At 66.6% G+C, this 25,995-nt stretch carries 21 protein-coding genes; 10 read left to right on the top strand and 11 right to left on the bottom strand.

Features of this window, described 5'->3' with window-relative positions:
- Window positions 1-89: 89 nt before the first annotated feature.
- Window positions 90-416, bottom strand: a complete 327-nt coding sequence (locus BM118_RS22585; protein ID WP_092187699.1) for a hypothetical protein — start codon at window positions 414-416, stop codon at window positions 90-92.
- Between the two features lie 186 nt (window positions 417-602).
- Complete coding sequence (locus BM118_RS22580; protein WP_092187698.1) at window positions 603-1,733, bottom strand: site-specific DNA-methyltransferase; 1,131 nt, start codon at window positions 1,731-1,733, stop codon at window positions 603-605.
- 413 nt (window positions 1,734-2,146) lie between these two features.
- Between BM118_RS22580 and ypfJ the strand changes: the two genes are divergently transcribed.
- Window positions 2,147-3,085, top strand: a complete 939-nt coding sequence (gene ypfJ / locus BM118_RS22575; RefSeq protein WP_092187697.1) for a KPN_02809 family neutral zinc metallopeptidase — start codon at window positions 2,147-2,149, stop codon at window positions 3,083-3,085.
- Window positions 3,086-3,321: 236 nt separating this feature from the next.
- A complete protein-coding gene (gene moaB, locus BM118_RS22570; RefSeq protein ID WP_092187696.1) occupies window positions 3,322-3,885 on the top strand; it encodes a molybdenum cofactor biosynthesis protein B in 564 nt (187 codons plus the stop codon).
- Between the two features lie 217 nt (window positions 3,886-4,102).
- On the opposite strand, the gene BM118_RS22565 is transcribed toward moaB, so the two are convergent.
- Entirely contained in the window at window positions 4,103-5,032 is a 930-nt protein-coding gene (locus BM118_RS22565) for a bifunctional helix-turn-helix transcriptional regulator/GNAT family N-acetyltransferase (RefSeq protein WP_092187695.1), read from the bottom strand.
- Between the two features lie 62 nt (window positions 5,033-5,094).
- Complete coding sequence (locus BM118_RS22560) at window positions 5,095-5,670, bottom strand: glycosyltransferase family protein (RefSeq protein ID WP_092187694.1); 576 nt, start codon at window positions 5,668-5,670, stop codon at window positions 5,095-5,097.
- 331 nt (window positions 5,671-6,001) lie between these two features.
- Between BM118_RS22560 and BM118_RS22555 the strand changes: the two genes are divergently transcribed.
- Complete coding sequence (locus tag BM118_RS22555; protein WP_092187693.1) at window positions 6,002-6,841, top strand: RMD1 family protein; 840 nt, start codon at window positions 6,002-6,004, stop codon at window positions 6,839-6,841.
- Here the strand turns inward: BM118_RS22555 and BM118_RS22550 are convergent.
- The 4 genes from BM118_RS22550 to BM118_RS22535 all read right to left on the bottom strand — a co-directional run bounded on the left by BM118_RS22550 (window position 6,835) and on the right by BM118_RS22535 (window position 14,062).
- Window positions 6,835-8,451, bottom strand: coding sequence for a PEP/pyruvate-binding domain-containing protein (locus tag BM118_RS22550; protein WP_092187692.1), 1,617 nt, complete (start codon window positions 8,449-8,451; stop codon window positions 6,835-6,837). The genes BM118_RS22555 and BM118_RS22550 overlap by 7 nt on opposite strands.
- 11 nt (window positions 8,452-8,462) lie before the next feature.
- The gene (locus BM118_RS22545) at window positions 8,463-10,391 is read right to left on the bottom strand and encodes a hypothetical protein (RefSeq protein ID WP_092187691.1); all 1,929 of its coding nucleotides are present in this window, start codon (window positions 10,389-10,391) and stop codon (window positions 8,463-8,465) included.
- An 82-nt stretch (window positions 10,392-10,473) separates the two neighbouring features.
- Window positions 10,474-11,670 (bottom strand): acetate/propionate family kinase, encoded by a 1,197-nt coding sequence (locus tag BM118_RS22540; protein ID WP_092187690.1) that lies wholly within the window; start codon window positions 11,668-11,670, stop codon window positions 10,474-10,476.
- Between the two features lie 4 nt (window positions 11,671-11,674).
- On the bottom strand, window positions 11,675-14,062 hold the full coding sequence (locus tag BM118_RS22535) for a phosphoketolase family protein (RefSeq protein ID WP_177234577.1): 2,388 nt from the start codon (window positions 14,060-14,062) through the stop codon (window positions 11,675-11,677).
- A gap of 210 nt (window positions 14,063-14,272) precedes the next feature.
- On the opposite strand from BM118_RS22535, the gene BM118_RS22530 reads away from it, so the two are divergent.
- The 4 genes from BM118_RS22530 to BM118_RS22515 all read left to right on the top strand — a co-directional run bounded on the left by BM118_RS22530 (window position 14,273) and on the right by BM118_RS22515 (window position 18,639).
- Window positions 14,273-15,436 (top strand): PA0069 family radical SAM protein, encoded by a 1,164-nt coding sequence (locus BM118_RS22530; RefSeq protein WP_092187688.1) that lies wholly within the window; start codon window positions 14,273-14,275, stop codon window positions 15,434-15,436.
- Window positions 15,437-15,460: 24 nt separating this feature from the next.
- Window positions 15,461-15,916 carry a VOC family protein gene (locus BM118_RS22525; RefSeq protein ID WP_092187687.1) on the top strand — a complete coding sequence of 152 codons (456 nt, stop codon included), beginning with the start codon at window positions 15,461-15,463 and terminating at the stop codon, window positions 15,914-15,916.
- 82 nt (window positions 15,917-15,998) lie between these two features.
- Window positions 15,999-16,859 carry a ribonuclease HII gene (locus tag BM118_RS22520; RefSeq protein ID WP_092187975.1) on the top strand — a complete coding sequence of 287 codons (861 nt, stop codon included), beginning with the start codon at window positions 15,999-16,001 and terminating at the stop codon, window positions 16,857-16,859.
- A gap of 271 nt (window positions 16,860-17,130) precedes the next feature.
- Entirely contained in the window at window positions 17,131-18,639 is a 1,509-nt protein-coding gene (locus BM118_RS22515; protein WP_092187686.1) for a glycosyltransferase family 39 protein, read from the top strand.
- Between the two features lie 117 nt (window positions 18,640-18,756).
- Here BM118_RS22515 and BM118_RS22510 read toward each other — a convergent pair whose 3' ends face one another.
- The gene (locus BM118_RS22510; RefSeq protein ID WP_092187685.1) at window positions 18,757-19,572 is read right to left on the bottom strand and encodes a uracil-DNA glycosylase; all 816 of its coding nucleotides are present in this window, start codon (window positions 19,570-19,572) and stop codon (window positions 18,757-18,759) included.
- Between the two features lie 136 nt (window positions 19,573-19,708).
- Here BM118_RS22510 and BM118_RS22505 point away from each other — a divergent pair, with 136 nt between their 5' ends.
- From BM118_RS22505 to BM118_RS22495, 3 genes are all read left to right on the top strand, one after another.
- On the top strand, window positions 19,709-21,370 hold the full coding sequence (locus BM118_RS22505) for an electron transfer flavoprotein-ubiquinone oxidoreductase (RefSeq protein WP_092187684.1): 1,662 nt from the start codon (window positions 19,709-19,711) through the stop codon (window positions 21,368-21,370).
- Window positions 21,371-21,667: 297 nt separating this feature from the next.
- Window positions 21,668-23,464: a tetratricopeptide repeat protein gene (locus BM118_RS22500; protein WP_092187683.1), complete on the top strand. Its 1,797-nt coding sequence runs from the start codon at window positions 21,668-21,670 to the stop codon at window positions 23,462-23,464.
- A 19-nt stretch (window positions 23,465-23,483) separates the two neighbouring features.
- Window positions 23,484-24,377 carry a 4-(cytidine 5'-diphospho)-2-C-methyl-D-erythritol kinase gene (locus tag BM118_RS22495; RefSeq protein ID WP_092187682.1) on the top strand — a complete coding sequence of 298 codons (894 nt, stop codon included), beginning with the start codon at window positions 23,484-23,486 and terminating at the stop codon, window positions 24,375-24,377.
- Between the two features lie 107 nt (window positions 24,378-24,484).
- On the opposite strand, the gene BM118_RS22490 is transcribed toward BM118_RS22495, so the two are convergent.
- Together BM118_RS22490 and BM118_RS22485 are read right to left on the bottom strand one after the other, a co-directional pair.
- Window positions 24,485-25,363 (bottom strand): alpha/beta fold hydrolase, encoded by an 879-nt coding sequence (locus BM118_RS22490; protein WP_092187681.1) that lies wholly within the window; start codon window positions 25,361-25,363, stop codon window positions 24,485-24,487.
- Window positions 25,356-25,988: a LysE family translocator gene (locus BM118_RS22485; protein WP_092187680.1), complete on the bottom strand. Its 633-nt coding sequence runs from the start codon at window positions 25,986-25,988 to the stop codon at window positions 25,356-25,358. Before BM118_RS22485 ends, BM118_RS22490 begins: the two co-directional genes overlap by 8 nt.
- Window positions 25,989-25,995 lie beyond the last annotated feature (7 nt).

Raw genomic sequence — 25,995 nt, 5'->3', positions numbered from 1 at the left:
CATTGCCGCCAGGCCGCCTTTTCTTGCCTGAACCTGGTCCGGGGGAGCAACCGGCGAGTTTGCCGGGCGGTACCTGCGCGCCGCGCAGATCAGCCGGGGTAACAAAGGCCGATCGCCGCCGTAATGACCATGGCCGCGCCCACGGCCTCCAGCCGCAGGGCCAGCCGCGTCGCCGTGTGCATGTTCGACGCTTGCGTGGCGCGCTCCGATCCGCGCGCATAGCCGTGAACGATGACGTCGTGATTGAAGTCGTCATGGGCTTCGTTGCTGCTGGCGAGCCCGACGCAGACCACGAGCATGCCGAACAGAGCGAGGCCGAAAAATCCCAGCAGCGCGATCAGGAACATCGGAAACATGCCGACCAGGAAGATCGGCAGCAGCGGCACCAGCAGCAAGGTCTCGGACTGTCGTCGCATGGGGCCCACCGGTCAGGACGGGGCTGATCGGACGAATCTAGTCCTGGTTCCGCTGGCTTTCAACCACTGCCGCCGTCATTCCGGGGCGCGCCACTGGGCGCGAGCCCGGAATCCATTGGGCGGCGTGTGCTGTGGTTCGATGGATTCCGGGTTCCCGCTTCGCGCGCCCCGGAATGACGGAGCAAACTACTCCGCCGCCATGCCGGCGCGGATTTCGGCGCGGAGCTCGTCGATTAGCTTGAGACCCTTCTTGGTCTCGACGTGCCAGAAGGTCCAGCCGTTGCAAGCCTGCGCGCCCTGCGCCACGGCGCCGATGCGGTGGATCGAGCCGACCTTGTCGCCCAGCATGATGGCGCCGTCGGCGCGAACCAGTGCGCCGAGCTTCTTCTTGGCGTCGAACAGCTTGGTGCCGGGCATGATCATGCCGCGCTCGATCAGTTCGGAGAACGCGACCCGCGGCGCCTCGCGCGCGGTCATGAACGGGGCGAGGCTTGCTTCCGGCAGCGGCTCGATGGCGGCGATGCGGGCCTCGGCGGCCTTGGCGTAAGTCTTGTCGCGCTCGAAGCCGATATAGGAGCGGCCGAGGCGCTTGGCGACGGCGCCGGTGGTGCCGGTGCCGTTGAAGGGATCGATCACGAGGTCGCCGGGTTTTGACGACGACAGCAGCACGCGCGCGAGCAGGCCTTCCGGCTTCTGCGTCGGGTGCACTTTCTTGCCGTCGGCGCCCTTGAGGCGCTCCTCGCCGGTGCAGAGCGGGATCAGCCAGTCGGAACGTGCCTGCACGTCCTCGTTCGCGGCCTTCAGCGCTTCGTAGTTGAAGGTGTAGCCCTTGGCCTTCTCGTCGCGCGCAGCCCAGATCATGGTCTCGTGCGCGTTGGTGAAGCGGCGGCCGCGGAAATTCGGCATCGGGTTGGTCTTGCGCCAGACGATGTCGTTCAGGAGCCAGAAGCCGAGGTCCTGCATGATCGCGCCGACGCGGAAGATGTTGTGATAGGAGCCGATCACCCAGATCGTCGCCGACGGCTTCATCGCGCGGCGGGCGGCAAGCAGCCAGGCGCGGGTGAAATCGTCATAGGCGGAGAATGAATCGAACTTGTCCCAGTCGTCGTTGACGGCATCGACATGGGATTCGTCGGGGCGCTTGAGATCGCCCTTGAGCTGGAGATTGTACGGCGGATCTGCGAACACCAGATCGACCGAACCAGCCTGAAGCTTCGACATCTCGGCGACGCAATCACCGAGGATGATGCGATGCGACGAAGACTCAAAGTTTGTGCGGGGCGCCCTTGCAGACGCCCCGCGACGCGACTCTACCATGACTCAAGAACTCTGACTCAGGCGACGCTGTCGGCGACGCGGGACCAAACAACCGACTGACCGTTACATTGAAGGCGCAAAGTAAAAATCGACTTAATCCGCCGCTTTCGTGTGCAGGCCTCGCATCGCGCGTCGTGCGTGGTTCGCTATTCGCATTCGCCGAGTTTTACAGTGTATTTCGCGTTTCTTCGCGTTGCGGGAGCAGCCGGAGCTGCAAAACGACTCCGAATTTCTCTCGGAAAAAATTGCACGACCCCCGGAAAAAATTGCTGGCATCGGCATGCTGCCGCACTAGGCAATAATTGCCGAGCGGGATATTGATAAAGGCAACGGAAATTTTACGTATGTGGCGCGTTGAGCTTTGGCGCATTTGCGCCCAATTGACGCCATCAAGGACTTGAGGGAAGCCCGCCATGCGCTACGATGATTTCCGCCGCAGCGACGACATCGAGGATCGTCGCGACGAAGGCGGCGGCGGGTTGGGCGGCGGCGGAGGCGGCGGGTTCGGCCTGCCCATGGGCGGCGGCGGGCTCGGCATCGGCACCATCATCGTGCTCGGCCTGATCGGCTATGCCTTCGGCATCGATCCGCGCATCCTGATCGGCGGCGCCGAGATCCTCACCGGCGGCGGCCAGGCGCCGAGCTACCAGACCGATCGGCAGTCGACGTCGGCCAAGCGCGGCGCGCCGACCGACGAGATGGGCAGCATGATCTCCGGCATCCTCGGCGAGATCGACGACCGCTGGAGCGAGATCTTCCAGGCCAGCGGCCAGTCCTACACCGGTCCGAAGATCGTGCTGTTCCGCAACGCCACCAACGGCGGCCGCTGCGGCATGGCGCAGTCGGCGATGGGCCCGTTCTACTGTCCGCCGGATCGCACCATCTTCCTCGACACCGGCTTCTTCCGCGAGGTCGAGACGCGCTTCCGCGGCTGCTCCGGCAAGTCGGCTTGCAACTTCACCACCGCCTACATCATCGCGCATGAAGCCGGCCACCACATCCAGAACCTGCTCGGCATCATTCCGCGCGTGACGCGGCTTCAGCAGGCCGGCAGCAAGGCCGAGGCCAACGCGCTCCAGGTCAAGGTGGAGTTGCAGGCGGACTGCCTGTCCGGCGTCTGGGTCAACCGCGAGGCGAAGAAGCGTCCGAACTTCCTGGAAGCCGGCGACATCGACGCCGCGCTGAGCACGGCCAGCGCGATCGGCGATGACACGCTGCAGCGCCAGGCCACGGGACGCGTCGTGCCCGATTCCTTTACCCACGGCTCGGCCGCGCAGCGCAAGCAATGGTTCATGACCGGCTACCAGCAGGGCACGGTGCAGGCCTGCAACACGTTCGGCGGCGGGTCGTAGTACACTGGACTTCGTGCCCCCGGACGTAGCGTAGCACGAACTATGATGCGCAATTGCGCATCCGGGAATGCAGTAGTAGTGGCGTCATCCTGAGGTGCTCGCCTCTTCGGCGAGCCTCGAAGGATGACGTCCCCCGGCCCATCCTTCGAGGCGCGCAAGGGCGCGCACCTCCCGAGCGAACGCAAATGCGTTCGTCCGGGGATGACGGCGGTGGCTGGGGAAACAGGAGTGAAGTCGTGGCCTCCATCGACGAAGCAAAACAGTTCATCCCGCTCAACATCGCGGTGCTCACCGTCTCCGACACGCGCGCGCTCGCCGACGACAAGTCCGGCCAGACGCTCGCCGACCGCCTCACCGGCGCCGGCCATCATCTTGCGGCGCGCGAGATCGTCACCGACGACGTCGAGGCGATCCGCGCCGTCATCCGCCGCTGGATTGCGGATGCCGGCGTCGACGTCGTCATCACCACCGGCGGCACCGGCTTCACCGGGCGCGACGTCACGCCGGAGGCGATCGAGCCCTTGTTCGAGAAGCGCATGGACGGTTTCTCGATCGCATTCCACCTGCTGAGCCACGCCAAGATCGGCACCTCGACGATCCAGAGCCGCGCCACCGCGGGCGTTGCCGGCGCGACCTACATCTTCTGCCTGCCGGGTTCGCCCGGCGCCTGCCGCGACGGCTGGGACGGCATCCTCGCCGCCCAGCTCGACTACCGCACGCGCCCCTGCAATTTCGTCGAGATCATGCCACGCCTCGACGAGCATCTGCGAAGGCCGAAGGCGCAGGGCGCGACGGTGTAGCTTTATCTTTCTTCTCCCCTCATGTCCGCCGAAGCCTTGGCGAAGGCGGATGCGGGAGAAGGTGGCGCGAAGCGCCGGATGAGGGGTATCTATCCGCGTACACGGATGCTCGCGGAGGCAGACCCCTCACCCAAGTGAATGTGTGTCTGCCAGCGTCGCTGCCCTCTCCCGCAAGGGGCGAGGGCACATTCATGCTCATCTCGCTCGTTGCGAATGATCAGAGATCCCGCTCCCAGGTCTCGCCCACCAGATCTACCCCGAAGCTGTGGTGCTTCTCTTCCTTCACGAGCTTGAAGCCGGCATTCTGGTAGATGCCGCGCGCGGCGAGCAGGATGCTCTGCGTCCACAGTGTCATCTTGCTGTAGCCCCTCTCGCGTGCGCCCTGGATGCACTGCTCGACCAGCGCGCGGCCGACACCGAGCCCGCGCGCCTTCTTCTCCACCTGCAACAGGCGCAGCTTGGCGATCTCGTCCGTGGCCTTGACCAGAAAGATCGAGCCGATCGGCTCTCCACCGGCTTCCGCGATCCAGCAATGTTCGCGCGCGGCGTCGTAGTTCTTGATGAACTGCGCGCAGATCTCGGCGACCAGCGCCTCGTAGCTGATGTCCCAGTTGTAGTCGGCGGCATAGGCGGCGGCTTGCCTGGAGATGACCCAGCCCATGTCGCCGACGCGATGGCTGCGCAGCATGAAAGCCGCAGGCTGGCTTCGACGTTGATCCAGCACAGCCTCGATGGTCGCCATGGCCTGCGTGAGCCGCGTTGCATCGCTGGCCGAAAGCCGAGCCAGCATTGCGGCGACCTCGTTTTGCGAGCTCAGGTTCAGCTTGGCGAAGGTCTGGCGGCCCTTGGCGGTGAGGCTGAGCTGGTATTGCCTGCGATCTGCGGGCAGGGGCCTTCGCGTGATCAGCCCCTTTTCGTCGAAGCTCTGGACGATGCGGCTGAGATAGCCGGGGTCGAGACCAAGCTCGATTCCGATCTCTTTCGCCGCCAGATCGTCGCGGTGCGCGAGTTCATAGAGCACCCGGGCCTCGCTGAGCGAAAACGGGCTTTTTCCAAGGTGCTGGTCGAGCACGCCGAGCTCGCGGGTATAGAAGCGGTTGAAGGCGCGGACCGCCGCGATGTGGTCGTCTGTTCCGTCAAATGGCATGGGTCACCTCGATACTTGCCATTGTCAAATAGTTATTTGACTTTGGCAAGTATTTGGTGACGTCAACCGACCATGACGATCCGGCTGCGCAGCATGGTCCGGGACGAGCGGCCGAGCCGCCGGAGCAGCCGCGCCTCGGAGCGGCGGGCCTGGGGCGGGTAGCCGCCGATCCGGTCGTAATGGTCGCGCGCGATCAAAAGTCCCTGATCGCCGAGCGGGCCGACCAGCTTGCGGGCCACGGCGCGGAGCAAATCGCGGAATCCGGTGTCGGTGTAGGGCGAGCGGGCGTAGCGGAACACCGCCGCCCGGTCCCGGCCGCTGCTCGCGACGGCCTGGATGAACTGGGTGGTCTCCTCGATCCAGCCGGTTTCCAGCACGGCGCCCGCGGGCAGGAACATCAGCCAGGGCGAGCGGGCCTGGAGCGCACCGGCGGCGAGCGCCGCGCCCTGCGAGGATCCCTCGTAGCCGATGAAACGGCAGCCGGCGACGTCGGCCACGCGCTCGATGACGCCGTTGCGGGTGCCGTCGACCAGGAGCACTTCGCGGATGACGCCCGCGGCGGCGCCGGGGACCAGCGCGGCCAGAGTTGCAACCGCCGTCTGCTCGACGCCCTCGGTCGGAATGATGACGCTCAGCATGATTGAGGCTTCGATGTCCGCACTTCGGGAGAAGCGTAACTTGTTATGATGTTGTCATAAACACGCGGCATTGCCGAGTGCAACTTTTCGGCGGGGCTTCGCTGTTCGATGGTAAACTGCCAGCGCCATCGGATCCAAAGATGTTCCGCGCGAGGTGGCAATATTGCCGAATTTTTCGGCGCAACTTCGCCTTGACCGTATTAACCCGGAGTTTCGTACCGATACTGGGCGCGACGCAGGCGGATCGCAATCCTGCAACAGGAGGATGCGAGCGGGACGACGTCCGGGAACGGGAAAAGCAGGCAATCCATGTTGCTGAAGAGAGCTTCGCATGACCGCCGATCAACTTGCCGTTAGCGCGCCGTCAACATCTCCCCGGCCGGCCGCCGCGCCGACCTTGCGGATCCGGGCGCTGATGCTGGGCGACCGCATCAATGCCTCGGGCCTCGAGCTCGGCGCGCTGGTGTCGTCGACGCCGGCCGCCTTCCGCGTCCATGCCGGCCTTGCCGTGATCTTCCGCTACGGTGTCGTGGTGCTGATCGGCCTGTTGCCTTCGGAGGAGAAGGTGCTGATCGACGGCCTGAAGCCGCGTGTGATCGGCGAGTTCAGCCCCTATGAGGAGGAGACCGCGCAGGCGCAGCTCTGCAACGACGAGAACGCCGAGGTGATCCAGCCGGGCGGGCCGATCTGCCTCGCCAAATTCTCCGACGACCGGTTGCTTCTGGTCGCCGACGCGCTCGCCAAGAGCACGTCGCTGGCACGCGACGAACGGCGTGTCGCGGCGGTGTTCGACGTCATCGAGCCGTTCGCGCGCGAGCTCGCCGAGCGCGGCCGCACGCCGCGCCGGCGCAGGGCCATTCTGCAACTGATCGGCAACGCGCTGCTGGTGCAGCAACGCGTCGCCGGCCGCGTCGCCGTTGCCGAGAAGCCCGACGTGCTCTGGGAGAAGCCCGAGCTCGACCGCCTCTATGCCCGCCTGGAAGACGAGTACGAATTGAAGGAGCGTCTGGACACGCTCGAGCGCAAGCTCACCGCCGTATCCGAGACCGCCAACGCGCTGACCGACATCATCGACACCCAGCGCTCGCTGCGTCTCGAGATCGCCGTGGTGGTGCTGATCCTGATCGAGGTCGCAATCGGGTGTATCCAGATCTTCGCCGGCATTCACTGAGCCGCGGCGGCGCGTGCCGGCGGATCGAGGTCGCCGGCCTGCGATTGCCATGTCGCGATCTCGGCGAGTTCGGCGTCGGGGCGCGTCTCCACCGTCCGGCAGCGCCCGAGATAGAGTTGTCCCGCATCGCCCTCGATCGTGATCCAGTCGCCCTCCGACAATGTCGCGTCGGCAAGCCGGGCCTGCCGCGCCACAGGATCGATCTTCAGCGCGTGACAGCCGACCACGCAGGGCTTGCCCATCTGCCGCGCCACCAGCGCCGCATGCGAGGTGCGCGCGCCGACCGCCGTGACGATGCCGGCCGCCACCGCGAAGCCCGCGACGTCTGCGGTGCTGGTATCGGGACGCAGCAGGATGACCGGATCGCCGCTGGCTGACAGGCGCTGGGCGCTTTCGGCGTCGAAGACCGCGCGGCCGACGCCGATGCCCCCGGACGCGCCGATGCCGATCGCCGCCGGCTCGTCCGCGCCGACCAGCGCGGTCGCGGCGAGCGAGGCGAGGTCGATCCCGGCGATCCGCTCCAGTGCCTCGCCCTGCGTGATCAGCCCCTCATGCACGAGGTCGATCGCGATCCTGACCGCCGCACGCGGCGTTCGCTTGGCCGTGCGCGTCTGGAGGATCCACAGCCTGCCATCCTCGACGGTGAACTCGACGTCCTGCACGTCGCAAAATTCACGCTCGAGCCGCTTCAGGATATCGCCAAGCTCGGCTTCGATCCGCGGCAGTGCGCGCACGATCGCATCCTCCGCGTCGGGGCTGCGGCGCCCGGACACGACGTCCTCGCCCTGCGCATCGAGCACGAGATCGATCATCGGGCGCGGTGCGCCGGTCGAAGGGTCGCGCGAGAAAGCGACGCCGGCACCCGATGCCAGCCCGCCATTGCCGAACACCATCGCCTGTACCGTGACGGCTGTGCCCTTGAGCCCTTCGAGTTGCTGGAGTTTCCGATAGGTCTTCGCCCGCTCGCTCGTCCAGGACCGGTAGACGGCTTGCGCCGCGGCCTCGAGCTGCGCGACCGCATCCTCGAGCCAGCCATCGGCGTGATCCTCGACCAGCGTCTGTTCGTCGCCGGCAAGCCGCTCCAGCGCTTCGCTGTCGAGCGCGCGATCGTTCTCGGCACCTTCGGCTTCGACCAGTTCGGAGATGCGGGCCGCGAATGCTGCGGCATCCAGCCCGAGCACCGTCTCGCCAAAACTCTCCAGGAAGCGCCGCCGGCAGTCCCAGGCGAGCCGCGGCCGGCCGGTCGCACGGATCAGGCCGTGCACGGCATCCGACGTGCAGCCGACATTGAGGACGGTGTCGAGCATGCCCGGCATCGATCGGGCGGCACCCGAGCGCACCGAGACCAGCAGCGGCAGCCGCCGGTCGCCGAAGCGCCTTCCGGTCGCGCTCTCCAGGAAGGCAATTCCTTCCTTGAGCCCGTCGCTCAGATGACGCTCCGCATGCGCGTGCCCTGCGATGATGTCGGCGCAGAGCTTGACCGGCAGCACGAAGGCCGGCGGCACCGGCAGGCCCAGCGCCGCCATCCGGGCGAGGTTGGCGGCCTTGGCGCCGATCTCCTCGGCGGGATGCAATTCGGTCGCCTCGGCGCCGATACGCACGATATGCATGGTGGTTTCCCCTAGGCTGCGAGATCGATCATGATGTGCCGCCGCAACAGATGTCCGAAGCCGGCAAAACGGTCGGTGGCGCGCTCGATGGCGCGGGCAAGCTCGAGCACCGAGAGCGAGGTCGCGACGTCGAAGCCGCCGCCGAAGACCAGCGCGGTCGTCGCGCGCTCGTGGCCGTCCGCGGCATGTTCGGCATCGATCAGACGGGTCACGGCGGACAGCGCATCCTCGGAATCCGCGCGCCGCCCTTCCGGCACGTCGGTGGCCGCCGCGACGCCGCTGGCCGCGACCTCGGTCGCGGTCATCGCCACCGCACAGAGTTCGGCGAGCGCGGCCAGCAGCGACGGATCGGTCCGCTCCGGCATCAGCGAGGCGATGAAGGCCGCCTGCTCCAGTTCGTCGACGGCCTCTTCGGCGCGATCGATCAATTGGGCGATCGTTGGCCGGGCGTTGAGCCGGTCGACCTCCTTGCGCGTCTCCAGCGCAATGCGATCGGCCTTCTGCTCGATCGCGCCGCAGCGTTCCGCCAGCAGCTTGCGGTCGGCCGGCTGGCCGGCCCGAAGCGCTGCGAGATGGCGAGAGATCGCCGCGACGAGATCATGAGCAAGCCCGATCTGGCGCAGCACCGCGGCGAGCAGGGTGCCGTCGACGCGCTCCAGATGCCGCACCAGGTCGGCTTCGATCTGGTCGCGGACCGTCCTGACGGAGCGACCTGCGAGCAGCGCCTCGGTGGAGGCGCGCAGCGCCGCCTTGAGGAAATCGATCGCGGCGGCGCGGCCGAGCGCCTGGTCGAGCCGCTCGCCGAAGCCGATGCGCGCGGGGGCCGCGTTGCGCACCGCCGACCCCAGGAGCTCGTTGCCGCCGAGTTCGAGAAAGCCGCGATGGCCGATCCGCGCTCGCGCCGCCCATTCGAGGATTCGCGTGGCGTCGTCCTTGGCAACCCAGGTCCGCAGCAGCTTGCGCGCCTTGTTCCAGTCGATCAGAAACACCAGCGCGGCGCCCACGGCTGCGAGGAATTCGTTGCGATCCACGGCGTGACCCGGCTGATACTGGCCGGTGACGAGATAGAATGAATTGTCTTCGCCAAGGCCTGCGGCGGTGTGACGGTCGAGCCCGCTCCAGCTCGCCTCGAACTTGTCGAACAGCGAGATGAAGAATTTTGCCCGCGCCAGGTGCACGTCGGTGTAGGTGACGGTGACCGCGTTCTTCTTGACCGCGATCACCACGACATGGGCGTCCGTGGTGCCGATGTCGTTCTGGATCAGCAGCCGGCCGCCCGAGCGGGTCGCCATGGTGTCGAGGCCGGGGTGGTTGAACTTCAGCCTGCGCGTCTGGTTCAGGCCCTTCATGAAGGCCTCCACCGCGCCGCGATCTTCGCCGTGCAGGCCGAACACATGGGCACCGTCGAGCGTTTCCTCCGAACAGTTCGCCGCAAGCTTGTTCAGCGCCTTGTGCAGATCCATCACCAGCCGATGCAGGCTGTCGCCGGCCGCCTCGGCAACGCCGGTCAGACGGGCAATGCGTGCGAGATCGATCTCGTTGGTGGCATCGAGCAGGCCCGCGCTCCGGACGGCCGTCAGCCGCGCGTTCGCCTTGTCGCCGTCTGACGCTGCGCCGGCGCTGACGGCGCGGATCATGGCCGCGGCGTCGTCCTGGATCTCCTTCATCAGCTTGGCGAGGTTCGGCGCCGCGAGCCGGGACGGTCCGACCAGATGGGCGCCGCCGATCAGCGTTGCGATCGCGGCCGGTGCAATGCCGGCGGCGTGACTCTCGACCGCAAGCTCGCTGGCGGGGCGATCGGGGTCCTGCGCATGCCGGGCCGCCGCCTGGAGCGCGCTCATCCGCACCTTGATGCGGTCATTGGCGGCAAGCCCTTCCGCCACCAGCGCGGGCAACAGGATGTCGCCCTGTCCGAGTTCTTCGATGATCTGGGTTTTCATGGTCTGTCCGCACAACGATTGATGCCGTCCTTATGCCGCGAAGTTGCGACGGCCTCATTGCGTCAGATCATTCATAAAACCGTCACGCAGCGTGTCGTTCGCGCAGCAGCGCGGCGCAATGGCGCGCGATCGTGATCTCTTCGTTGGTGGGAATGATGAAAATATCCACCGCACTGTCGGCGCTGCCGATCCGTTCGCGCGCCGCGGCGTTCGCCGCTGCATCGATGCGCACGCCGAGCCAGGCGAGGCGCTCGCCGATCGCGCTGCGGATCTCGCCGGCATGCTCGCCGATGCCGCCGGTGAAGACCAGGCAGTCCAGCCCGCCGAGCGTGGTCGCCATCATCGCGATCTCCTGCGCCGCACGGAAGACGAAGAGATCGACCGCCTCCCGCGCTGCAGCCTCGCGGCTTGCGAGCAGCGTGCGCATGTCTGCGGAGAGGCCGGAAACGCCGCGCAGGCCTGACTCGTGATAGAGCAGGTGCTGGACATCCTCGACGGACATCCTCTCGTGCTGTTGCAGATAGAGCAGCACGCCGGGGTCGATCGCGCCGCTTCGCGTGCCCATCACGAGGCCGTCGAGCGGCGTCAGTCCCATCGTGGTGTCGACGCTGCGGCCGTTGCGGAGTGCGCAGAGGCTTGCGCCATTGCCGAGATGCGCGATGACGGTGCGCCTCGCAACGAGCTGCGGCGCGATTCCCGCGAGACGGCCCGCGACATATTCGAACGACAGCCCGTGAAAGCCGTAGCGCCGGATGCCCCGCTGTTCATAGCGCCTCGGAATCGCGAAGCGGCTCGCAGGCGGTGCAAGTCCGTGATGGAAGGCGGTGTCGAAGCAAGCGATCTGGGTCAGCGCGGGACGGATCGCGGAGAGGGTGCGGATTGGCGCGAGGCAGCGCGGCTGGTGCAGCGGGGCCAGCGGCGTCAGCGCCTCCAGCTTCGCGTAGACATTATCGGTCAATTCGACCGGACCTGAATGATCCGGCCCGCCGTGAACGATGCGGTGGCCGGCCGCGCGCAAGCTGTCTTGTCCGAACCGGTCGTCGATGAAGGCGAGCACCTCGGCGAACAGATGACCGCCGTCGGCATCGGTCTCGTCCCGCCGCGTCTCGAACAGATCTTCGCCCGCAGGGCCCTTCACGACGAGCCGTGGCCTGGCCTCGTGCTCGTCGAGCAGGCCCTTGCAGAGCAGCTCAGGCTCGGCCGCCGAGATATCGAACAGGCCGAACTTGATGCTCGACGAGCCCGAGTTGAGGACGAGAACCGCCTCGAACGCCGGCATGGCGTCAGCCCGGCCTGCCCGGCCAGACCCAGTCGCGGATCTCAGGCATGTCCTCGCCGTGCTCGCGCACGTAACGTGAGTGTTCGATCAGCTTGTCGCGGAGTTGCTGCTTCGCCGGCGCGGCCCTGGTCGCAAGTCCCGGCACGCGTTCGATCGCCTCGATCGCGAGGTGGTAGCGGTCGAGCTCGTTGAGCACGACCATGTCGAACGGCGTCGTCGTGGTGCCTTCCTCGGCGAAGCCGCGCACATGCAGGCCGGCATGGTTGGTGCGGTTATAGGTCAGCCGGTGGATCAGATGGGGATAGCCGTGATAGGCGAAGATCACCGGCTTGTCGCGCGTGAACAGGCCGTCGAAGTCGCGGTCGGAAAGTCCGTGCGGGTGCTGGTCCTGCGGCTGCAGCGTCATCAGGTCGACGACGTTGACGACGCGGATCTTCAGATCCGGCAGCGCCTTGCGCAGGAGGTCGACGGCGGCAAGCGTCTCCAATGTCGGCACGTCGCCGGCACAGGCCATCACCAGATCGGGCTCCTCGCCCGCGTCTTCCGTGCCCGCCCAGGCCCAGATGCCGATGCCGGCATCGCAATGCGTGGCGGCGTCCTGCATCGACAGCCATTGCGGCGCCGGCTGCTTGCCGGCGACGATCACGTTGATGCGGTTGTACGTTCGCAGGCAGTGATCGGCGATCCACAGCAGCGTGTTGGCATCCGGCGGGAAGTAGATGCGGACGATGTCGGCCTTCTTGTTGGCGACGAGGTCGACGAAGCCGGGATCCTGGTGGCTGAAGCCGTTATGGTCCTGGCGCCAGACATGCGAGGTCAACAGATAATTGAGCGAGGCGATCGGACGCCGCCACGGCAGGTGCCGCGTCACCTTCAGCCATTTGGCGTGCTGGTTGAACATGGAATCCACGATGTGGATGAAGGCCTCGTAGCAGGAGAAGAAACCATGGCGACCGGTGAGCAGATAGCCTTCGAGCCAGCCCTGGCAGAGATGCTCGCTCAACACCTCCATCACGCGGCCGTCCTGGGCGAGATGGACATCGTAGGATTCGATCGGTTCCATCCAGACCCGTTCGGTCGCCTCGAACACTGCGTCGAGACGATTTGACGCCGTCTCGTCCGGACCCATGATGCGGAAATTGCGCTCTTGCGCATTGAGCCGGATGACGTCGCGCAAGAATTTGCCGAGCTCGCGCGTCGCTTCTCCCGTGACGGCGCCGGGTTGCGGCACGTCGACGGCGAAGCTGCGGAAGTCCGGCAGCTTCAGCTCCTTCTTCAGCACCCCGCCATTGGCATGCGGATTGGCGCCCATGCGGCGAGTGCCCTTGGGCGCCAGCGCCTGGAGCTCGGGGATGAGCGCGCCGCTCGCGTCGAACAGTTTTTCCGGCTCGTAGCTGCGCATCCAGTCTTCGAGCACCTTCAGATGCGCCGGGTTCTCGCGGCAGCTTGCGACCGGCACCTGATGCGCGCGCCAAAAACCTTCGACCTTCTTGCCGTCGACTTCCTTCGGGCCGGTCCAGCCCTTCGGGCTGCGCAGCACGATCATCGGCCAGCGCGGCCGCTCGACGCTCGTACGCCCGTCGCGGGCGTGCTGCTGGATCGAGCGGATGCTGGCGAATGCGACGTCGAGCGCGTCCGCCATGATCCGGTGCATCAATTTGGGATCGTCGCCCTCGACGAACAGCGGCTCATGGCCGAACCCGCGGAACAGATCGCGGATCTCGCTATCAGGCATCCGCCCGAGCACGGTCGGATTGGCAATCTTGTAGCCGTTGAGGTGCAGGATCGGCAGCACCGCGCCGTCATGGGCGGGGTTCAGGAACTTGTTGGAGTGCCAGGAGGCCGCGAGCGGGCCGGTCTCGGCCTCGCCGTCGCCGACGACGCAGGCGACGATCAGGTCGGGATTGTCCAGCGCCGCGCCATAGGCATGCACCAGCGCGTAGCCGAGCTCGCCGCCTTCATGGATCGAGCCCGGCGTCTCCGGCGCGGCGTGGCTCGGAATGCCGCCGGGGAAGGAGAACTGCCTGAACAGCTTGCGCAATCCGTCCTTATCGCGCGCGATGTCGGGATAGATCTCGCTGTAGCTGCCCTCGAGATAGGTGTTGGCGACCATGCCCGGCCCGCCATGACCGGGACCGCAGACATAGAGCACGTTGAGATCAAGCGCGCGGATGACGCGGTTGAGATGGGCGTAGATGAAGTTCAAGCCGGGCGTCGTGCCCCAATGGCCGAGCAAACGCGGCTTGATGTGCTCGGGCCGCAACGGCTCGCGCAGCAGGGGGTTGTCGAGCAGGTAGATCTGCCCGACGGAGAGGTAGTTGGCGGCGCGCCAGTAGCGATCGAGGAGATCGAGGTCACTGCTCGCGGCGGCCGATTGTTGTTGATTTGTCATGTTCCTGCCGACCTTCACCCGGGATCGTCACCAACTGAGTTCCAGCGCGATCGATCCTTGGCGGCATCAAACGAGATGGTGGTGACAGCGGTGTTGCGTGAGGTCAAAGGCGGGCGCCCGAAGTTTGGGCGGCTCTACTGTGCATGGGGTTGTTTTCACGTTTTTCGTTCTTGTTCTTGATTTGTTCTTTCGGCGTGCTATCTTGGCTTCATGAGTCCAGCATCCTCTCATGCTCTCAAGCACCCGCCGGTCACGGCGCCCTCCGAGCCGGCGGGTGCGCCTTCTGATTTCCCCGAGCTCGCTGTCGCCATCGACAAGCAGCGCAGGCGAGGGCGGGGCGCGCAGTCCAACGCCAGCGGCCGCTATGAAGCCGAGGCGCGCGTCGCCTTCGACGACGGCTGGCAGAGCCTGGAAGAGCTGCCGCCATTCAAGACCACGGTCGCGGTCGACACCTCGCGCAAGGTGATCACCCGCAACGATTCCCCCGATATCGGCTTCGACCGCTCGATCAATCCCTATCGCGGCTGCGAGCATGGCTGTGTCTACTGCTTCGCGCGGCCGACCCATGCCTATCTCGGCCTGTCGCCGGGGCTCGACTTCGAGTCAAAACTGTTCGTCAAGCCGGAGGCCCCGGCGCTGCTCGAGAAGGAGCTCGCGGCAACAGGCTATGAGCCACGGATGATCGCGATCGGCACCAACACCGATCCCTATCAGCCGATCGAGCGCGAGCGCAAAATCATGCGCGGCATCCTTGAGGTGCTGGAGCGCGCCGGTCATCCCGTTGGCATCGTCACCAAATCGGCGCTGGTGGCGCGTGACATCGACATTCTCTCGCGCATGGCCAAGCGCAACCTCGCCAAGGTCGCGATCTCGGTGACCTCGCTCGATCCGAAGCTGGCGCGCACCATGGAGCCGCGCGCCTCGACGCCGCCGAAGCGGCTGGAGGCGCTGAAGCAGCTCTCCGACGCCGGCATTCCCACCACCGTGATGGTCGCGCCCGTGATCCCCGCGCTGAACGATTCCGAGATCGAGCGTATTCTCGATGCGGCCGCCCATGCCGGCGTCAAGGAAGCCTCCTACGTGCTGCTGCGGCTGCCGCTGGAGGTGCGCGATCTCTTCCGCGAATGGCTGATGGCGAACTATCCGGACCGCTATCGCCACGTCTTCACCCTGATCCGCGACATGCGCGGCGGGCGCGATTACGACGCGAAATGGGGCGAGCGCATGAAGGGCACCGGCCCGATGGCCTGGACCATCGGCCGCCGCTTCGAGATCGCCTGCGACAGGCTCGGGCTCAACAAGCGTCGCGCAAGATTGACGATGGATCACTTTGCGCGGCCGAAGCGGAACGGCGATCAGCTCAGCCTGTTCTAGGAGCCGGGGCGAACGAGGTGTGTCATGCGTAAGGAACTGCCGCCCCCGGTGCCGCGGCTCACCGTCATCACGCTCGGCGTGAGCGACATCCGCGCCAGCATCGCGTTCTATGATTCCCTTGGCTTTTCGCGCCGGCTGAAGGCGACCGGCGAGGCCGTTGCCTTCTACGATACCGGCGGTCCGGTGCTTGCCCTGTTTCACTGGGATCAGCTCGCGGCCGACGCGGCCTTGCCGGACCAACCGAGGCCGACGACCTTCCGCGGCATCACGCTCGCCTGGAACTGCCGCGCGCGTGAGGAGGTCGATGCGGTGCTGGCTTTCGCCGTCAGCAAGGGAGCAAGCCTGCTGAAGGCTGCGTGCGAGACCGATTACGGCGGCTATTGCGGCTATTTTGCCGATCCCGACGGCCATGTCTGGGAGGCCGTGGTCGCGCCCGGCATCGAGGTCGGCGAGGACCGGCGGGTGCATCTGGCGGAGTAGGGCCGCCGGCCTGAATAACATAACGGGAATTGCGAGGGGTTCCCGGTTGCGCTGGGCAGGCCGCTTGCGCACGATCCCGGCCATGATTCGGGACAAGTCCGCCAAGACGTCGGCCAAAGCTGCGCCCAAGAAGGACGCTGCGAACAAGGCAGCACCTGCAAAGGCTGGAAAGGCCTCGGCAGCCAAGCCTTCGATCGGCAAGGGCACGGGCGCGAAAGGCGTCATCGCCGTCGCACCGCCGAGCTTCCGCCGCGAGCGCGCGCTGATCAAGCGCGGCATCTGGCCGGTCGCGGGCTGCGACGAGGCCGGCCGCGGGCCGCTCGCGGGTCCCGTGGTCGCGGCCGCAGTGATTCTCAACCCCGACCGCATTCCGCGCGGCATCGACGATTCCAAGCGCCTGACGGCGGAGCAGCGCGAGAAGCTGTTCGACAAGATCTGCGCCACAGCGCAGGTCTCGGTCGCGGTCGCCTCGCCCGCGCGGATCGATCGCGACAACATCCTGCGCGCCTCGCTGTGGGCGCTGAAGCGTGCCGTGGTGGCGCTGCCCGAGCAGCCCCGCCACGTCTTCGTCGACGGCCGCGACCGGCTCGATACGGCATGCGACTGCGAGGCCGTGATCGGTGGCGACGGCATCGTCCTGTCGATCGCGGCGGCCTCGATCGTCGCCAAGGTGACGCGCGACCGGCTGATGTGCGCGCTGGCGCAGGACTGCCCGGGCTACGGCTTCGAGCAGCACAAGGGCTACGCCGTCCCCGAGCATCTCGACGCGCTGAACCGCCTCGGCCCCACCGTCCACCACCGCAGCTTCTTCGCCCCGGTCGCCGCCGCCCGCGCCAAGCACATGCCCTGGACGGTGGCGCCGGTGCAGGACTTGTTCTCCGTCACCGAGGTCGAGGTGCAGGTGGAAGCGAGCGTCGAGGTCGACGCGTCGGCAGGCCTCTAGAACCCATCTTTCATCGCAGGCGCTTCGCCTCTCCCCGCGTGCGGGGAGAGGCCGGAATTCAAGCGCAGCTTGAATTCCGGGTGAGGGGGAGCCTCCGCGAGTCCATCTCTCACGATGATTGCGGAGGCAGCCCCTCACCCCGACCCTCTCCCCGTAAGAACGGGGAGAGGGAGACCAGACTCAGTTGCCACGACGCGCAGCGCGCTTTATCAAAACACTCGTGAGCGAATAGGGCCGGCTGGACGGGTTGGCTGCATCTTTCGGGCGTTGCATGCGGTTTACCTCCCTGGTCATCGAGCTCATTCGCGCCCGGCCGCGGCTGATCGTGTGGATCGTCGTGCTGCTCCAGGCGGCGATGTGGCTGTTCGTGGCGCTGGTGTTCTATCGCAGCCCGCCCGGCACCCTTGCGACCCTCTTGGCCTTCGGCAGGGAATACCAGGTCGGCACCGATCTCGGCCCGCCGCTGCCGGTCTGGCTCGCCGACATCGCCTATCGCGCCGCGGGCGGCCACATGTTCGGCGTCTATGTCCTCGCGCAGCTCTGCGAGATCGCGACCTTCGTCGCGCTCTATCACCTCTCCCGTGCCGTGGTCGGCTCGCAGCAGGCGGTGCTGGCCGTGCTGCTGACGATGACGGCGCTGGCCTTCTCCTCGCCCGCGCTCGATTTCGGCCCGCTGGTGCTGGCGCGGCCGCTGTGGGCGCTGCTGCTGCTGCATTCCTGGCAGATCATCGGCCAGCGCCGCGGCAACGCCTGGTTCGCCTGGTCGATCGAGGCCGGCCTCTTGCTGCTGACGACGCCCGCGGCGGTCTTCCTGCTCCTGCTGCTCGTCGTCTTCGCGGTCGCGACCGCCGGCGGCCGCCGCACGCTGCGCGCGCTCGATCCGCTGTTCGCGCTAATCGTCGTCGCCGCGCTGGCGCTGCCCTATGCGGTCTGGCTGATGCGCGCCGAGACGCTGGTCCTGCCGGCCTTGCCTGAGGTCGCCGAGCTGAGTGCCCGCGCGATTCATGCGGCCTGGCTGCTCGGCGGGCTCGTGCTCGGGGCCGCGGCGATCCCGGCGCTGACCTTCCTCAACAGCGGCCTGTTCGTCGCCAAGGGCGAGGAGGCGCCGATCATCTACCGTCCGCCGGTCGAGCCGCTCGCACGCAACTTCGTCTATTTCTTCGCGCTGGCGCCTGCACTCGGCGCGGTGCTGATCTCCGGCCTGTTCGGGCTCGAGTCCGTCGTCGGCGGTGCCGGCGTCGTGCTGGTGATGTCAGGGCTCGCCGTGGTCGTGGGGGCCGGCGACCTCATCGCGATGCGCCGCGCGCGGATGCTGCGGATGGTGTGGGCCGCCGCCGTCGTGGCGCCCGCCGCCGGCGTCGTGCTCGCCGTCCTGCTCCTGCCCTGGACCGGCGCCAATGAGATCGCGACCTCGATGCCGGCGCGCGCGATCTCGGATTTCTTCGACGACAGCTTTGCCCGCCGCACCAACCATCGCCTGCGCGCGGTGGCCGGCGAGACCCAGCTTGCGAGCCTGATCGCGCTGCATTCCGGCCGCCCGCATCTGTTCATCGATGCCGAGCCCGCGCGCACGCCGTGGATCAATCAGGCCAGGTTCAACGAGACCGGCGGCGTCGTGGTCTGGCGCGCCTCCGACACCGCGGGCACGCCGCCGCCGGACATCCTCAAACGCTTTCCCGGCATCGTGCCGGAAGTGCCGCGCGCCTTCGAATGGCTGGTGACCGGCCGCCAGCAGCTGCTGCGCATCGGCTGGGCCATCGTGCGGCCGAAGGGGACGTGATGTCATTCCGGGGCGCGGCAAGGCCGCGAGCCCGGAATCCATTCATCCACCAACTCTGCCGCTCGATGGATTCCGGGCTCTCGCTTCGCGAGCCCCGGAATGACGACGCGTATGCGGTTACAACGCGCCTTGCCCCAGCACCTTCGCGATCGCCCGCAGATCCTGCCAGGCCAGCCGCTTGTAGGACGGCGAGCGGAGCAGATAGGCCGGATGAAACGTCGGCAGCGCGCGGATGGTGCGCCCACCGGTCTCGTAATCGAACCAGCGCCCGCGGGTGCGCATGATGCCTTCGCGCGTTCCGAGCAGCGTCTGCGTCGAGGGATTGCCGAGCGTCACCAGCACGTCGGGGTTCACCAGCTCGATCTGGCGCTGGATGAAGGGCAGGCACACTTGCGTCTCCTGCGGCGTCGGCGTGCGGTTGCCGGGCGGCCGCCACGGAATCACGTTGGCGATGTAGGCGGTGGTGCGGTTGAGCCCGATCGCGCCGATCATGAGGTCGAGCAGCTTGCCGCTGCGGCCGACGAAGGGCAGTCCCTCGATGTCCTCGTCGCGGCCCGGCGCCTCGCCGACGAACATGATGCGCGCCTGCGGATTGCCGTCGGCGAACACCAGCCTTGTTGCGGTGTGCTTCAGTGCGCAGCCCTCGAAGCCCTGCATCAACTCACGCAAGGCTTCCAGCGTCGGTGCGGTGCGCGCAGCCTCGCGGGCCGAGGCGATCGCGACGTCGGGGGCGGGTGCGGCCTCGCCGCGGATCACCGCGGGCGCGGCGGCCGGCCGCGGCGCCTCGACCGGCGCTGCTGCGCGCGGGACCGGAGGCGGGGCGTCCATTTCCGCCAGGCGGTCTATCGGCTCCTCCGCGAGCGCGCAGTCGACGCCGGCCTCCAGATAGAAGGCGAGAAGCTCTCGGACGGTGGGGGTGGGTTCGGGGATCATGGGAAAGTCAGACTTTTTATATCAGTTTGGGGCGCCTTGCATCCCACCGGAACGCATTTCCGTGGTTGTCCTACCCGGAAAAATCGGAAACAAGAGGGCGCAAACGACCGAGGACCGTCTCAAGGGCTGAGATCAGATGAGCACCGAAGAACTTCCCCCGCGCGAATCCATGGAATTCGACGTCGTCATCGTCGGCGCCGGCCCCTCGGGCCTGTCGGCCGCGATCCGGCTGAAGCAGCTCAACGCCGATCTCAACGTCGTCGTGGTGGAGAAGGGCTCCGAGGTCGGTGCGCATATTCTCTCCGGCGCCGTGATCGACCCGGCCGGGCTCGACAAGCTCGTTCCCGACTGGCGCGAGGATTCCGACTGTCCGCTGAAGACGCAGGTCAAGGACGACCGCTTCTACTGGATGACGGGCGGCGGCGCGATCAAGCTGCCGAACTTCATGATGCCGCCGCTGATGGACAACCATCACTGCTACATCGGCTCGCTCGGCAATGTCTGCCGCTGGCTGGCGCGCAAGGCCGAGGCGCTCGGCGTCGAGATCTATCCGGGCTTCGCCGCGGCCGAGGTGCTCTATGACGAGGAGGGCAAGGTCAGGGGCATCGCCACGGGCGACATGGGCATCGGCCGCGACGGCAAGCCGAAGGACTCCTTTACGCGTGGCATGGAACTGCTCGGCAAGTACACGCTGTTCGCCGAAGGCGCCCGCGGCAGCCTGACCAAGCAGCTCATTGCGAAGTTCGCGCTCGACTCCAAGAGCGAGCCGACGAAGTTCGGTATCGGCCTCAAGGAAGTCTGGCAGATCGATCCCGCCAAGCACCAGAAGGGCATGATCCAGCATTCGTTCGGCTGGCCGCTCGACCTGAAGACCGGTGGTGGTTCGTTCCTCTATCACTACGACGACAATCTCGTCGCCGTCGGCTTCGTCGTGCATCTGAACTACGACGATCCCTATTTGTCGCCGTTCGACGAGTTCCAGCGCTTCAAGACCCATCCGTCGATCCGCGGCACCTTCGAAGGCGCCAAGCGGCTCGCCTATGGCGCGCGCGCCATCACCGAGGGCGGCTATCAGTCGGTGCCGAAACTGAGTTTCCCCGGCGGCGCGCTGATCGGCTGCGCGGCCGGCTTCGTCAACGTCCCGCGCATCAAGGGCGTGCACAATGCGATGGGCACCGGCATGCTCGCCGCCGAGCATGTCGCAGCGGCGCTTGCGGCCGATCGTGCCAATGACGAGATCGTCGAGTACGAGAACGCGTGGCGTTCCTCCTCCGTGGGCAAGGACCTCTTTCTGGTCCGCAACGTCAAGCCGCTGTGGTCGAAGTTCGGCACCGTGCTCGGCGTCGCGCTCGGTGGCTTCGACATGTGGTGCAACACGCTGTTCGGCGCCTCGCTGTTCGGTACCCAGTCGCATTCCAAGCCCGATCGCGCGACGCTCGATCCGGCCAAGATCCACGCGCCGAAGAACTACCCGAAGCCGGACGGCAAGATCTCGTTCGACAAGCTGTCGTCGGTATTCCTGTCCAACACCAATCATGAGGAAGACCAGCCGGTCCATCTCAGGGTTGCCGACATGAACCTCCAGAAGACCTCCGAGCACGACGTGTTCGCCGGTCCCTCGAATCGCTATTGCCCCGCCGGCGTCTACGAATGGGTCGAGGAGGGCGCGGGCCCGCGCTACCAGATCAACGCCCAGAACTGCGTCCACTGCAAAACCTGCGACGTGAAGGACCCCAACGGCAACATCACCTGGGTTCCCCCGGAGGGCGGTGGCGGCCCGAACTACGAGGCGATGTAAGAGCGGACCAATCGGCGCGATCAGGTCGCAAAGGGTGATCTGGCGCACGTTCGCGTGAGAACCGGGCCGCGGCCACCTGTCGCGGTCACGATAAGGCCATAGTGGCGGCGTCTTGGGGCGCTCTTGTCCGATTTGGGGCGTTCGGAGGCAATCGCCCGGTCCGAATCCTTGCGGTAAACCGCCAAAAGCGGCATTGTCCGACCCGACGGTTCCGGGTCCCGATGCCACCGGCCGCGTTTGCATGCGAGACGGCTTTCTGCTGCAAACCCAGGCACTACCAACTCAAGGCGAGCCCTGATGTTCTCAAATCGTTTCAACCGCTGGACTGTTGCCGCCATCGCCCTGATGGGCACAGCGATCGCGACGGTCCCCGGCAGGGTCCTGGCGCAGACGCCGGATCATCCGTCCGATACGGCGGCGCAGTTTCCGACCCGGAACGATCTGAAGTCGCTCACGACCTCCGGCAGCTATCTCGCCGCCCGCCACGCCAGCGTCGAGCGCGACGCGGCCTCGGCCGCCGCCTTCTACCGCTCGGCGCTCCGCACCGATCCGAAGAACAATGAGCTGCTTGACCGTGCCTTCATCTCCTCGGTCGCCGACGGCGACATCGACGAAGCGGTCAAGCTCGCCGAGCGCATCCTCACCATCGACAAGACCAACCGCGTCGCGCGCCTCGTCGTCGGCGTGCATGATCTGAAGCTGAAGAAGTACGCGACCGCGCAGACCAACATCAACCAGTCGATCCGCGGCCCCATCACCGATCTCGTCGCCACGCTGCTGTCGGGCTGGGCGGCCTATGGCGCCGGCGATTCCAAGGGTGCTGTCGCCACCATCGACAAGCTGGCCGGCCCGGAATGGTATCCGCTGTTCAAGGATCTCCACGCCGGCATGATCCTCGAGCTCGCCGGCAAGGAGAAGGACGCCGGCACGCGCTTCGAGCGCGCCTACAAGCTCGACGATTCCATGCTGCGCATCACCGAGGCCTATGCGCGCTGGCTGTCGCGCAACAAGGATTCCGCTGCCGCGACCACCGTCTACCAGGCCTTCGACAAGAAGCTCGCCCGCCATCCGCTGATCGTGGAAGGCCTGCGCGACACCAAGGCCGGCAAGAAGCTGCCGCCGCTGGTCGATTCCGCGCAGGCCGGCGCTGCCGAAGCGCTCTACGGCATCGGCGCGACGCTGACCCGCCGCGGCGGCGAGGATCTGGCGCTGGTCTATCTCCAGCTCTCGCTCTACCTCCAGCCGACTCATCCGCTGGCGCTGCTCTCGCTCGCCGATCTCTATGAATCGGTGAAGCGGCCGCAGATGGCGATCAAGGTCTATGAGCGCGTGCCGTCGACCTCGCCGCTGAAGCGCAACGCGCAGATCCAGCTCGCCATTGATCTGGATTCCGCCGACCGCACCGACGAGGCGATCAAGATCCTCAAGGGCGTCACCACTGAGGATTCCAAGGATCTCGAAGCCATCATGGCGCTCGGCAACATCGAGCGCGGCCGCAAGAAGTTCGGCGACTGCGGCGCGACCTATTCGCAGGGCGTCGACGTGCTGCCGGCCGGCAACGACAAGGCCAACAGCGTCTGGTACTATTATCGCGGCATCTGCGAGGAGCGCTCCAAGCAGTGGGGCAAGGCCGAAGCCGACATGAAGAAGGCGCTCGAGCTGCAGCCCGACCAGCCGCATGTCCTCAACTATCTCGGCTATTCCTGGATCGACCAGGGCGTGAATCTCGACGAAGGCATGAAGATGATCAAGCGCGCCGTCGAGCAGCGTCCCGACGACGGCTACATCGTCGATTCCCTTGGCTGGGCCTACTACCGCATCGGCAACTACGAAGAGGCGGTGAAGAACCTCGAGCGCGCGATCGATCTCAAGCCCGAGGATCCCACCATCAACGATCACCTTGGCGATGCCTATTGGCGCGTCGGCCGCACGCTGGAAGCCAAATTCCAGTGGTCGCACGCCCGCGATCTCAAGCCCGAGCCGGATGAGCTTCCGAAGATCGAGGCCAAGATCGCCAACGGCCTGACCGAGGACAATTCGAACTCTTCGGCCGCGCAGGCGGAGAAGAAGAAGGACGACGGCAAGGGCGGCTAAGCTGAGTGAAGTTGGGGGCATGTCGCCGATGCCGGCGTTGATTGAAGAGGGGCGCGCGAAGGTCAATCTGAGCCTTCGCGTGGTTGGCCGTCGTGCCGACGGTTATCATGATCTCGAAAGCGTGGTCGCCTTCGCCGACTGCGCCGACCAGCTCACGCTGGAGCCGGGTGGCGAGCTCAAGCTCGCCACCACCGGGCCGCTGGCCGCAGCGTGCGGCGATACCGCCGACAATCTCGTGTTCAAGGCGGCCAAGCTTCTGGCCGAGGCCGTGCCGAACCTGAAGCTGGGCGCCTTTGCGCTCGACAAGGTGCTGCCCGTCGCGGCCGGCATCGGCGGCGGCTCGGCGGATGCAGCGGCAGCGCTGCGGCTGCTGGCGCGGCTCAACAACCTGTCGCTCGATGATCCCCGCCTCCAGAAGGTCGCGCTCGCAACCGGCGCCGACGTGCCGGTGTGCCTGCTCTCGCGCGCCTGCGACATGACCGGCGTCGGCGAGCAGCTGCTGCCGCTCGCGCTGCCGAGCATGCCCTGCGTGATGGTCAATCCGCGCGTGCCGGTGGCGACCAAGGACGTGTTCCAGGCGCTGGGCCTGCGCAACGGCGAGCTGCTGGTCGGCGCCACCTCCGTCCTCGAAGCTCCGGCCTGGCCGGAGGAGGGCGCCTCGATCGCCGACTGGGTCGAGGTTCTCGAAACCGTCGCCAACGACCTCGAAGCCCCCGCGATGCGCATCGAGCCTGTTATCGGCGAGGTGCTGGAGGCGCTCCGTGACTCCGCCGGCGTCAAGCTCGCCCGCATGTCCGGCTCGGGGGCGACCTGCTTTGCGATCTATGGCGCGCCAGCCGAGGCCCATGCTGCCGCGGAAAAGATCCGGCGCGATCACCCCGGCTGGTGGGTGCATGCGGGCACGTTGAGCTAGGTATTTCCCCGAAGGTGGGGTCGTAGCCCGGATGAGCGAAGCGATATCCGGGACCCTCCTCGCCGCTTCCCGCATGTCGCTACGCTCATGCGGGCTACGAGGTTGGGCTAGCCGCTGCTTTCGTCCGCGAGCCCGAGAAACGTTCGGATCTCACCCAGCACCTCTTGCGGCTTGTCATGCTGCAGCCAGTGCCCCGCGCCGGCGATCGTCTCGATGCGCGCCTGCGGGAAGTAGCGCGCCAGGCCTGCCGCTCTGGATCCGCCGAGAAAGCTTTCGGCGGCATTCAGCAGCAATGTCGGGCAGGCGATGCGCGACCAGAGCTCGACGTGATCGTCCGGCCAGAGCCGGTGCGGCGCGGAGGCGCGCTGGTAGGGATCGAACTTCCAGCTATAGGTACCGTCCTCGTTCTGCCGCGCGCCGTGCGTTGCCAGATGCAGCGCGAGGTCGCGGGACAGCCGCTTGTTGTGAAGCACCATCTGCGCGGCGGCATCCGCGAGGGTCGAATAGCGGCGCGGCGTGCGGTCGTGCAGCTTGTCGAGCTGGCCGACCCATTTGCCGATGCGCTCATGCGCCGGCGGCTTTGGTGTATCCGGCAGCATGGTCACGCCGTCGAGCACGACCAGCTTCGTGACCTGCTCGGGGAATGACCCCGAAAAGATCAGGCTCACCATGCCGCCCATCGAATGGCCGATGAGAGCCACTTGAGGCGCTGCGACGCTGCGGACGAGCTGGGCGAGATCGTACACATATTCCGTCAGCGCGTAGCTGCCGCCCTTGGTCCAGTCGGAATCGCCGTGGCCGCGCAGGTCGGGCGCCAGCACGTGAAAATGCGGTTGCAGCGATCGGGCGATGACGTCCCAGCTGCGGCAATGATCGCGGCCGCCGTGGACCAGGATGAGGGGCGGCGCGCCCGCGTTGCCCCAATCGACATAATGCAGCCGCAGGCCGTGCGACTCGTAGAAGCGGCTTTGCGGGGCGCTAGCCATTTGCCGGCCGCCGCGCCAGCGCGAGCGAGAGACCGAGGCCCGCGATGAAGACGCCGGAGCCCTGGGTGAGACGCCGCATCAGATGCGGCCGCCCGATCAGTTGCGTGCGCGTCGCGGAGGCCATCAGCACCACGGCGACATCGGCGAGCGTGTTCAGCGTCACCGAGATCGCGCCGAGCATAATGAATTGCAGCGTGGGGTTCGATCCCATGGGATCGAGGAATTGCGGAATGAAGGCGAGGAAGAACGCGGCGGTCTTCGGGTTCAGCGCCTCGACCAGCACGCCGTCGCGGAACGCGCGCTTGTCGCCGACGGCTTCGCTGTCAAGCGACAGCGCGCGGCCGGCGCTACGAAAAGTCTTGATGCCGAGCCAGACCAGATAGAGCGCGCCGACGAATTTGACGGCGGCAAACAGCTCGGCGCTGGCGAGAATGATGGCGGAGATACCGAGACTGCCCGCCACGACATGAACCAGCCCGCCCAGCGCCGTGCCCGCGGTCGAGGCAAAGCCGCTGCCGCGCCCCTCGGACAAGGTCCGCGCCGCGACGTAGAAGATGCCGGGGCCGGGAATGGCGGCAATGAGACATGCCGCGGCAAGGAACAGCCAGAAATTGGTGTCAGTCATCCTGCTT

The sequence above is a fragment of the Bradyrhizobium sp. cf659 genome, assembly GCF_900113725.1.
Classification (GTDB): domain Bacteria; phylum Pseudomonadota; class Alphaproteobacteria; order Rhizobiales; family Xanthobacteraceae; genus Bradyrhizobium.
The sequence above is the reverse complement of the archived record's forward strand: the minus strand, read 5'-3'. Positions and strand labels throughout refer to the sequence as shown.